Source organism: Sphingobium sp. FW305-3-2-15-F-TSA7, from assembly GCF_058787155.1.
In genome coordinates this window covers 1-10,230 of sequence record NZ_JBYSZM010000070.1, presented here as the reverse complement: position 1 = coordinate 10,230, position 10,230 = coordinate 1, and the positions used below count along the sequence as shown (strand labels likewise).

Sequence of the window (10,230 nt, the reverse complement as noted above, 5' to 3'; positions counted from 1 at the left end):
TAACTGCTTTATACGCCCCCCGCACGCAAGCAATTTGGCGGCGGCGCTACGCCCCCCCCCTTCCAAATCCGCCGGACGGGCGCAGCGAGCGCCCCTCCCAGGATGGCGCCTGGAATAAAACACCAACTCAGATTGACTTGCATTGCCAGCTTGCCATCGTCTCGCAATAGCGGCCAAAAGGCCCTCAAGGGAGACACATGTGAGCAAAATTCCGATGACCGCCATCGAAATCAAGGCGGAAGAAGCAACTAAGCTACCTGCCCTGAGGGTCAATCTGTCAAAGGTAAGGGAAACGGTCGAGACAGCCCTTAACGAGTGGCGCTCGTCGGGCTTCTTCCACGAATATACCGACCACAGCTTCAACCATGTCCTCGACATGCTAAAGGCAGCCGAATGGCTCATCCCCACTGAAACCCAGGAGGCAATGACGCCGGCCGATTGGCTGATGCTCGTGCTATCGATATATTTTCACGACATCGGCCTACTAGTAACCAAGGCGGAGTTTGAAGAGCGCGACAACGACCCAGACTACCGAACCTATCTTAACACCCCTGTCCTGCCGTCGGAAAAGCAGCGGGACTACGAAGCGCGGCTAGCACAGATGCCCTTGGAAGAGGCGGCCAAGCTTCAGTATCAGGAATACGTTCGCCTAAATCATGGGAAACGGGTCAAGCAATGGATTGCTGGCGGTGGCAGCGATCGCTCCGCGATAAAGTTAATCGTCGCCGACCTTCTGCGCGATCTAGATGACACATTCCGACGTGATCTCGCGCGAGTCTGCGAGAGCCATACGGCATCGAACATCGACGACACGAGCATTTTTAAGATTTCGCAGCCCTATGGCGGCGATGAAGAGACCGTGAACCTGCAATATGTAGCGGTCGTTTTGCGGACCATCGACCTCCTACAGATCACACGGAGTCGCACTCCCAGCATATTATTCCAGCTGATTAACCCCAGCAATCCGACGAGTCAGCTTGAATGGAAGAAGCAAGGCGCGGTCCGGAATGTCCGCTTTAGGCCGGCGCGTGACCGCGACGGCAACGTGACGATGGATGTTCTACCAGATACCATAGAAGTTCACGCGTCATTTAAAGATCCTGATGGATTCTTTGGACTCACTAGCTACCTAACCTACGCCGAGCGAGAACTATCCCAATCTTATCGCACAATTCAAAAGTCATCCAAAGACAACCTTCGGAAATATTTGTTTCCGTGGCGTACTATCGACACATCCAACATAGATACCGAGGGTTTCTTGACAGATTCCTTTGAATTCGCACTAGACCAACATAAGATTCTCGACCTTCTCACTGGCCACACTCTTTACAACAACTCTCATGTTGTACTTCGAGAACTTACACAAAACGCCCTAGATGCTGTCCGGCTTCAGGCCCAGATCGAAACAAAAAAATCGACTTATAAAGGAGAGATTCTAATCAAGTGGGATAGCGCCAGCAGGTCGCTAACGGTCGCAGACAACGGAACCGGCATGTCCCAAGAGATGATCGTTAATCACCTCCTGAAGGTCGGCTCCTCACGCTACCAGGATCCAAAATTCAAGGAAAAATACCCCAGCTTCCATTCAATCAGCCGGTTTGGGATAGGCGTCTTGTCCGCCTTCATGGTTTCAGACGAAATCGAGATTACGACCTGCCACCCCGATGACGATGAAGCCCGGCGGATAGCGCTGCGCTCGGTCCACGGAAAATATCTGATTAAATTGCTCGACAAACAGGCGGACCGTGATGAGCTCCCGTATCCGCATGGAACATCAATCAAGCTCAACCTCCGCCCCACGGCCGAGATCGGCAACGTGCTGCGTGTCGCCCGACAGTGGGTCATGTTTCCACGCTGCACCGTCAAAGTCATAATCGACGACAACGAACCTGTCAGGATTGGCTACTCGTCGCCAAAGGAGGCCGTACAGCAATATCTCGACTACTCGCATCGAAAGTCTCGATTCAAAAAGGAACACAGGATCATCGAAGTCGAACGCGATGGCGTCACCGTCGCCTTTGCCGTCGCAAAAGATGACCTCTTCGAAGATTGGACATTTGTCGACCTAACACGACGCGCACATGACGAAGACGAAGCCGCTATTCCCGCTTGCATATGCATCGAGGGCGTGTCGGTCGAAGAAGTATCACCCGGGTTCAGCAACATAAATATTCTTGCGGCAGCGAATGCCGTTGGTAAAGATGCACCAAAGACAAACGTAGCGCGAACATCCTTGGAGGAAACACCAGAACGGCACTCGATGCTCAAAGCCATTTATGGCATCTACAGCGATTTCGTAGCTGACGAGCTCGGGCGAATTGCCGCCGCAGACGGCGTTTCCTTGACAAGAGCCGTGGGCATGGCTCCGTACCTAATCTCGCCGTTAACGAATGCGACTGTGCCAGTGACCAGACCAGGCCTTATGGACGATGCCATCACCACGGTACCCATGGTATTGGTCGAAGATGCCAATCAGCGGTCGAACATCTCGCTCGACGAGCTGATCTCGAGAGGGTCGTTCACCACGACTGAGTCACCTTTGTTTCGCTCGGTGGACCAACTGATCCGGGAGGCTCCCAGTGACGTTACATCCTCGCAGCTACTGGATTTGCTTGGCAACCAAGTTTCCAGTGATGACGCAGAGATCAAGCTCTGCAATCTTGGTTCACTTGGATGGGTGGATCGCAAGATCAAAGAAAAATTTGAGATTCGTGAGATAACCGTTTCAATCGAGCATCGTGAACTCAGACTAAAATGGAGCCTTGTAGGCTCTAAACCAGCATGGTTTTCGAGCGAATCAGTCGAGGATGTTATAGAAGATGGAGACTACAAGTTCGCTTCGATGTATCGTGAAATTCGAGAGCGGCTTCGTAGTGGCAGAAATCGCTCAGAACGGATTTGCGTTCCTATTGAGATGTTGCCGGTCTACGGATTGGTCAATGAGGGGGCATTCATCTCCCATCGCGCCACACATTTGAAACCTGGAACTGATATAGTATCACTTCTGAACGATACTTATGCGAACAAAGAACTCGAATCACATAAGTCTCTTGCTGTTTATTTTATGATTATTGAATATATTCGAGCATCTGGATTGGACTGGAAGCTAGTCACCTTAGAAGATATAGAGAGATTTCTTTCTATGGAGCAATTTTCTCGACTTAGACCGTTCTTTCAGGATGAGACAAAATTCACGAACGCACTACGATCTTCGCCACCCGGCATCTTCGATGCGGGCGCATGGGATCGCCGCAACGCGCAGTGGGGGATAATTTGATGGAAAATCTATCCGATAATGTTACCATTGAACGATATAAGTACATATTGGCACAACGACACAGCCTCAACGAATCAACATTCAAAATTGCAAGCGTTTTCCAAGTTGTATTTTTAACGCTTTGTTCAGCTCAATATACTATTGTAAAGCAATCGCTTGCTAGAGAAATTACCATAGATTTCGCTATTCAAGCGAGCAACTTTCTCATGTGGATTACCATCATAGCTTGCGCGATAACAATAACATTGCTCATTGGAGGAATAAATCGCTGGATCGATAATAGGTCCAATGAATCAGACATCCTTGAACTGTGCGGACACAATCGTCGATCAGATATAAAAATAGCATCCGTATTATCTTGGTATGAGACATACATAATACTATCTGTCTCTATACTTGGTATCGCATATATATTTGGCTCAAAGATTATATCCATCAAAGCTATAATTTCATTGCATAGTTAAATAACATCACCACATATCTGATATGATACAGAATCCACAAGATACCTATGTTTCTATAGAGAAGATCACATTGATAGCGCACGCAACACTTTGCCGGGGGTTCGATTCGGCTAAGCTAGCCAAACCACCTTTCGTAATTGCGGTGAGGATGCACTCAATACGGCTTTCTGCTGAGCAGATTATGCGTTGCGCACGTGCGATTTTGGTGCATCGTCACCCATTGAGCGACACGCCGATCAAGCTATAAATTCCTATGCCACGAACAGATCAGAGCGACATCCGGATGCGGATCGTCATCGAGCAGCCGGTCATCGGCGTGCGCCACAGCCTTCAGGCAAAGGATGAATCGCCGCTCGATCCGAAAGCCTCGCAGACGGGCGAGCCGCTGACATTCGATTTCCCGATCCGCATCGGCCCGGGCCCCAAATTCTTCGGCGATCAGGTGCGCCGCGAAGGTCCGGTGCGGCGCTTCGTCTATATCCGCATCGGCCAGCTTGCCGGAGACCCCGCCTCCCCCTGGTCCCGCCGAATGAAGATCGACATTCACGACATCGGGATCGACCTGCTGGATCGCGCGATCGACAGCGGCGGCGTCATCGAAACAAGGATCGACGGCACCGGCAAGGACGGCACCCCCGCTTGCGCCACCGTGCAACCGATCGGACGACGCATCGTATAATTACGGTGACCGGAGCGCCCAATTTCTCGTTTTATGAACTCAGCCGCGTAGCCATCAGGAGAATTAGGCCGTGAACTCATAAACGGCCGCTTTCGGCAGAAGGGCGGAATGACTGAATTTGGGTGGTTAGCTGCCGTCGTACATAGGCCGGATCACTCGGCTGGGCCCCTCATCTGGCGTGAGGACGAGAACTGCAACTTCGGGGTTCACCCACGGTAAACTCTTAAAATAATTCTCAAATTCCACTTCAGGAAAATGGTTATAGCCGCCGATCATAATTTCGACCCCCGGATGCCAGCTAGCTGTCGAGCCTTCAACCGATATCAATGGGTCAAAGTCACGCTCATATAGCCATGCTCTGAACTGACTCTTTGGAAATCCGTTGCCACGTTCGGTCACGGAAAAAGTTACATTAATCGCAGTGACTTTGCTCATGTTGGTGTCCGTCAACCCCTAAGGTGGGAATTTGAATCTACTCAATAGGGCGAATGTCGGCAATTGGGGCGGAAGCGGGCAGGCCGCTTTTATGAGTCTACGACCTAGGGGGCTTTTGTCGGCGACGACGGGCGGGAATAGCGAAGCAGCACGGATTCAGGATTGTTGCACCTGCCACCATATCTTCCGGACAACTGCGCTTGTCGACATGCTCGTACGGCTTAAAAGCTCAGCATGAAGACGCTGATATTGAGATTCGTATCGGGGGATGGCGGCGTCGACATGCACGTCGCCCTCGACCTCGAGGAAATGCGCTGCGAATGCTCGGCGAGTTGGTGCGCCGATGAGTGGAGCGAGATGAGATGGGAGCTGACCGATCTAGCCCGGGATATGGCGACCTATCCCATCAGCCCGGATCGGCCCGTGCAGCGAGGGGCCGGGTCTTTCTTCGGCCTTCAGATCATGCCCGTCGGTTCGACAGGTGAACTTCTCGCTGAAATCGCGGTCAACGATCAGATGAGAAGGGGAAATCGGTTCCAGGGTGAGTTCAACTGCCATTATGGGGATCTGGCACGGTTCCGGGAGGAATTGGATGCGGCCCTGACATCCTGCGAGGGCGAGGCGCGTCTGCTCTCGACCTCGTCACGATGACATGACGTAATTTCGAACAATCAGAAGTGGCCGACCAGCGGTCAGCAAGCGGTTAGGAAAATTGGGATGCCTGGAAAGTTTCTCAAGCGAAATGCGATCATTGATACGATCAGGAGCGAAGAGAAGATGAACGGCCTGCAGGCGCGAAGCGGTGGGCTGCGGCACCATGTCGATGCTGTTCCGTGCGGCTGCCCCGATGACAATTGTGGTGCGTTCCATGTGATCAGAACGGACCGCCCACTGCCTTCGCCCAGCGAGGCGGACGAGACGCTTTTAACACGCCGCCGCGAGAAGCGCTCCAAGCGAAAATAGGTGGAGATTCCGGCGACAGTGCACTCAATTCGGATAGCCCTCGAACATGGTCATGCGTTGCGCGCTCCGAATTTCGTGCACTGCCCTACGCGCCATCATGGGATGCCCGTAACTACGCGGTCTCGTTGACGCCCGGCTGTGCGGATGGTGGCGTTTCTTTCTTCGCCCCCGCCAGCAGGCGCGACAGCCTCAGCTCATATTGCCGCGCCAGTTCCGTATGCGTCTTATAGGCGCAGGGATCGGCCGCCTTTTCAGCCAGATCGCGCTCCTGCCGCGCCCGTCGTTCCAGATAGGCTTGATCGGATTCGAATGTCATGACTGCCTCCACAACCGTGCCCCCCGGCTTTGAAGCGCGCCAAAAATAAGTGTCGCGGAATCGATTCGCAATAATCGAGATCAATGTCGGCCCGGCCTGTACGCTCGCCCGGCAAACTCCTGGGGCACGCTCTCGCCCCTACCGATCCGCCTTCTCCCGCGCAGCCAGCCGCCGCGCGGCGGTCGCCGCCACGTCCGCCGCGGTGATCGTCCCGTTCCTGTCGTCATCCTGTTCGGCAAAGGCGCGCGCGCCCGACGCATCATATTCGGCCTGCACCATCTTCGCATCCTTGTCCCTGTCGAGCACGCCGAAGCGGACATGGGTCTGGCGGATCTGGCGCTGGCGCTCCTCGGTCTTCTTCTCTTCGTTCAGCTCGGATGCGGAGAGCTGCTGTTCCAGCCGCGCACGATATTCGCCGACATATTCGTCCTCCGAAACCCAGCCGTCGCCATTGGCGTCGGTCGCCCGGAAGCGCGCGACACGGGCCGCATCGAATTCGGCGCGCGACACCTGGCCGTCATGGTTGCTGTCATAATCATGGATGAAGGAATTGCCGTCATGCGGCGCGGCGATCGCGGTGCCGGACGCGGCGAGCAGGATGGCGGCGAGGGCGAGTGTGCGGGTCATGTCGGTCTCCGTGGAATGATCGTGGTAAAAATGGTGTCGGGCTGCGCCTCCCCCTTCCTTCCGTCACCCTGAACTCGTTTCAGGGTCCATGTTCGATCCGACGCTGCGGCTCGGGTGGAAGCCTGGATGCTGAAACCAGTTCAGCATGACTATGAGGGAGAGGCGTGAAATTCAGGCAGCGTCGAAAGTCAGCGTATAGGTATAGCTGCGATACGGCGTCTCGGCGCCCGCCGGTGCCGCGCCGCGATGGCGCACCAGGATCAGGTACGTCCCCGCATCCTCGGGCTTCACGCTGAACCGGCCGCTCTTGTCGCTCTTGAGCTGGGCCAGGATCTTGCGGCCGTCATAAGTGCCCGCGCTGCGGAACACCGTGATCTCGCCATCGGCAAGCGGCTTGCCGTCGAACAGCAGCACGAACGATGCGTCCGATCCCGCCGCGATCCCGTTGGGATGCGTGATCGCCTGGATTTCCAGCGCCTTGCCGATCGGTTTCAGCGCCGCCTGGCTCGGCTGGCCGCGCGTCACATAGGCGTCGGCCAGCGTCATGCTCTGCACCTCCACCTGCTCGCCCCCCGCCGGCGGCACACCACCCTCGCCGCGGATTTCCCATTTGTCGCCCACGCGGAACATCTTGCCCTTGCGGCCGGCGCGCTGGCCGGTGGTGACGCGATAGGTGCCGTCGGCGGGCGTGTTCGCTTCGAAGACCGACAGATCGCGCAGATGCGTCACCGGCCCCGCCGGCAGGTCGTTTCCGTCGGGGCCGATCAGGTGGAACGGCGCATCGCGCATCGCCACCTCGGGCACGAAGATATCCTCGGCAAAGGCCGATTGCACCGTGATGTGATCGCCCTTCCCCACGTCGAACAGTGTCGGCAGCACATAGGGCATATGCGCGCTCGCGGCGGATCCCCCGGCAAGGATGAGCAAGGCGGCGGCGCCGCCAAAGCGTTTGAACGTCATGATTCTCCCCTTCGTTGCGACGGCAATTATAGCTATTGAGAATCACTTGCAATACAATTTCATGATGCGTAGGTGATGGCCGTCCGGGGCGCTGCCGCCCCTTGTTTCGATGCCCGGGGGCTAGAGAAGATGACCAAGACCAGGATGTTGCTGCTTGCCGGAACCGCGCTGATCGCGCTTCCCCTTCCCGCTTTCGCGCAAACCGAAACCGGCCAGGCCGAAACCGGGTCCGAGGGAACGACCCGGATGGCGCTCGATCGGCTGGTGGTCTCCGCGGGCACGGAGAAAGTGGCGATCGACACGCCACAGGCGGTGACCGCGATGGATCAGGAGGAGATCGACCAGACCCAGGCGACGACGATCGGCGATCTGCTGGAGGGGATGCCGGGCGTCAACGTCCAGGGCGGCGTCGGTCAGCTCGGACAGGGTTTCAACATCCGCGGCATGGGCACCGCGATCGGCGATTCCGACAACCGCATCCTGATCACCGTCGATGGGGTCACCAAATTCTACGAGCAATATCGCATGGGCGCCTTCTTCAGCGAGCCCGAGCTGTACAAGCGGGTCGAGGTGCTGCGCGGACCCGCTTCCTCCACGCTCTACGGCGCCGGCGCGCTGGCGGGCGTCATCAATTTCACCACCAAGGACGCGTCGGATTTCCTGAAGGACGGCGATCCGCTCGCGGTGCGGCTAAAGGCAGCGACCGAGACCAATGCGGAGGCGCATACCCTGTCGGGCATCGTCGCGGTTCAGCCGGTCGCCGGCGTCGAGCTGCTCGGCAGCTATAATTATCGCCGCTCTGAGGATTACAAGAGCGGCAATGGCGATATCGTGCCGGCCTCGGCGACGGTGTCGGACAATTGGCTGGTCAAGGGCCGCGTCGCGATCGGCGGCAATCGCAACCATGCGATCTGGGCGTCCTATCAGGATTGGATCAGCGACGGGCCGCAGGTCTACGATCAGGTTTCGGCATCGACCGGCGCCACGCTGATGCGCCGCCGCGTCCACGACAAGACGGCGGTGCTCGGCTATGTGAACGACTTCGGCGGCAGCACGCTGCTCAATGTCGAGGCGCAGATCGCCTATTCATTATCGAAGGTGCACCAGACCGAAACCACATTCCTCGGCCCGCTCGCTTATTCCGATTTCTCCTATGAAAGCTGGCAGGGGAAATTGCAGAACACCAGCGAGTTCGATCTCGGCGGCGACTGGAAGACCTTCCTGATCGTCGGCGGCCAGTGGAGCGAACAGAAGCGCCGCAATCCGCGCGTAGCATTGAACGGCACGGTGACGCCCGGCGCCGGCACCCATCCCGAAGGCGAGATGACGCGCTACGGCCTGTTCGCGCAGCTTGAGATCGTGTGGTCGGACAAGCTGACGATCATGCCGGGCGTCCGCATCGACTGGACCGATCTGAAGCCCGGCGCGACCGTCGTCGGCGGCACCGTGCTGACCGGCAATGTCACCGACAGCGGCGTCTCCCCCAAGCTCGCGGCGCTCTACAATCTGACCGACTGGTTCGGCCTGTTCGGATCGGTCGCGCGCACCGTGCGCATGCCCAATATCGACGAGATCTTCACGCGCAGCGCCACCCGGCCCAACAATCCGAACCTGCGCCCGGAAACGTCGGACAATATCGAGGCCGGTTTCACCTTCTCGTTCGACAACGCACTGGGCCGGGGCGACCGGTTCCGCGCAAAGACGACGCTGTTCCGCAACAGCGTCAAGGATCTGATCGTCAACGTCTCCGCGCCCGCGGGAACGCCCTATTTCCAGAACATCAACCGCTCGCGCTTCAAGGGGCTGGAGATCGAGGCCGAATATGGCATTGGCGGCTTCCTCGCGCGCGGCAACGCCTCCTTCATCGACGGCAGGAACCGGATCACCGGCGATTATCTCAACACCATTCCCGCCAATGATTATCGCCTGACCCTGGGCTATGCCGACGCGGCCACCGGCCTGTCGGGCGGCTGGACCGGCGAGTTCGCGGAGGCGCAGGACAAGGTGACGCCGGGCAGCTTCCCCTCGCTCGGATCGGGCGTCGCCACGCCGGGCTACACCGTCCACAATCTGTTCTTCGCCTTCAAGCCGCGCACCGGCCCGGCCGAGGGCTTCGAATTCCGCATCGCCGCCGACAATCTGCTCGACAGGCAATATCGCCGCCATTTGTCGGCACTCGCGGCGGAGGGGCGCAGCTTCAAATTCACCGTGGCCAAGACCTTCTAGTTCGCCGGGGGCCGGGATCATGGAACGGGTCGGGCATCGCTTTCGCATTGGCGGATCGGCGGCGGCATCGCTGCTGATCAACGCGGCGATGATCGCGGCCGTGCTCACCATGGGCATGGGCCGCGCCGAGCGGCACAAGGATGCCCCGGCGCTCACCGTCATGTCGCTGGCGCTGCTCAAGGGTGTTGAGGACGGCGCCGATCAGGCCGAGGCGGCGGAGCCCGCGCCTCCAAGCGCCCCGGCGCAGGCGCAGCCCGTGGCGGAATCCCTGCCCGAACAGCCC

Annotated in this window: 9 protein-coding genes and 1 pseudogene; 6 read left to right on the top strand and 4 right to left on the bottom strand. The window is 57.4% G+C overall.

Features of this window, described 5'->3' with window-relative positions; all coding sequences use genetic code 11:
* Positions 1-199 precede the first annotated feature (199 nt).
* Both AC3WN8_RS29920 and AC3WN8_RS29915 read left to right on the top strand, forming a co-directional pair.
* On the top strand, positions 200-3,277 hold the full coding sequence (locus AC3WN8_RS29920; RefSeq protein WP_492673185.1) for an HD domain-containing protein: 3,078 nt from the start codon (positions 200-202) through the stop codon (positions 3,275-3,277).
* A gap of 717 nt (positions 3,278-3,994) precedes the next feature.
* Complete coding sequence (locus tag AC3WN8_RS29915; protein WP_492673184.1) at positions 3,995-4,420, top strand: DUF5990 family protein; 426 nt, start codon at positions 3,995-3,997, stop codon at positions 4,418-4,420.
* Positions 4,421-4,546: 126 nt separating this feature from the next.
* On the opposite strand, the gene AC3WN8_RS29910 is transcribed toward AC3WN8_RS29915, so the two are convergent.
* Complete coding sequence (locus AC3WN8_RS29910; RefSeq protein WP_492673183.1) at positions 4,547-4,855, bottom strand: hypothetical protein; 309 nt, start codon at positions 4,853-4,855, stop codon at positions 4,547-4,549.
* A gap of 234 nt (positions 4,856-5,089) precedes the next feature.
* On the opposite strand from AC3WN8_RS29910, the gene AC3WN8_RS29905 reads away from it, so the two are divergent.
* Both AC3WN8_RS29905 and AC3WN8_RS29900 read left to right on the top strand, forming a co-directional pair.
* Entirely contained in the window at positions 5,090-5,506 is a 417-nt protein-coding gene (locus AC3WN8_RS29905; protein ID WP_492673182.1) for a hypothetical protein, read from the top strand.
* Between the two features lie 66 nt (positions 5,507-5,572).
* Positions 5,573-5,818: a hypothetical protein gene (locus AC3WN8_RS29900; protein WP_492673181.1), complete on the top strand. Its 246-nt coding sequence runs from the start codon at positions 5,573-5,575 to the stop codon at positions 5,816-5,818.
* A 112-nt stretch (positions 5,819-5,930) separates the two neighbouring features.
* Here AC3WN8_RS29900 and AC3WN8_RS29895 read toward each other — a convergent pair whose 3' ends face one another.
* The 3 genes from AC3WN8_RS29895 to AC3WN8_RS29885 form a co-directional block, all read right to left on the bottom strand.
* A complete protein-coding gene (locus tag AC3WN8_RS29895) occupies positions 5,931-6,134 on the bottom strand; it encodes a hypothetical protein (RefSeq protein ID WP_492673180.1) in 204 nt (67 codons plus the stop codon).
* A 138-nt stretch (positions 6,135-6,272) separates the two neighbouring features.
* Positions 6,273-6,761 carry an EF-hand domain-containing protein gene (locus tag AC3WN8_RS29890; RefSeq protein WP_492673179.1) on the bottom strand — a complete coding sequence of 163 codons (489 nt, stop codon included), beginning with the start codon at positions 6,759-6,761 and terminating at the stop codon, positions 6,273-6,275.
* A gap of 171 nt (positions 6,762-6,932) precedes the next feature.
* Positions 6,933-7,721: a DUF4198 domain-containing protein gene (locus AC3WN8_RS29885; protein ID WP_492673178.1), complete on the bottom strand. Its 789-nt coding sequence runs from the start codon at positions 7,719-7,721 to the stop codon at positions 6,933-6,935.
* Positions 7,722-7,850: 129 nt separating this feature from the next.
* Here AC3WN8_RS29885 and AC3WN8_RS29880 point away from each other — a divergent pair, with 129 nt between their 5' ends.
* Both AC3WN8_RS29880 and AC3WN8_RS29875 read left to right on the top strand, forming a co-directional pair.
* A complete protein-coding gene (locus tag AC3WN8_RS29880; RefSeq protein WP_492673177.1) occupies positions 7,851-9,947 on the top strand; it encodes a TonB-dependent receptor domain-containing protein in 2,097 nt (698 codons plus the stop codon).
* 19 nt (positions 9,948-9,966) lie between these two features.
* Positions 9,967-10,230 (top strand): annotated as a pseudogene (locus tag AC3WN8_RS29875) (energy transducer TonB); the annotation flags it as partial.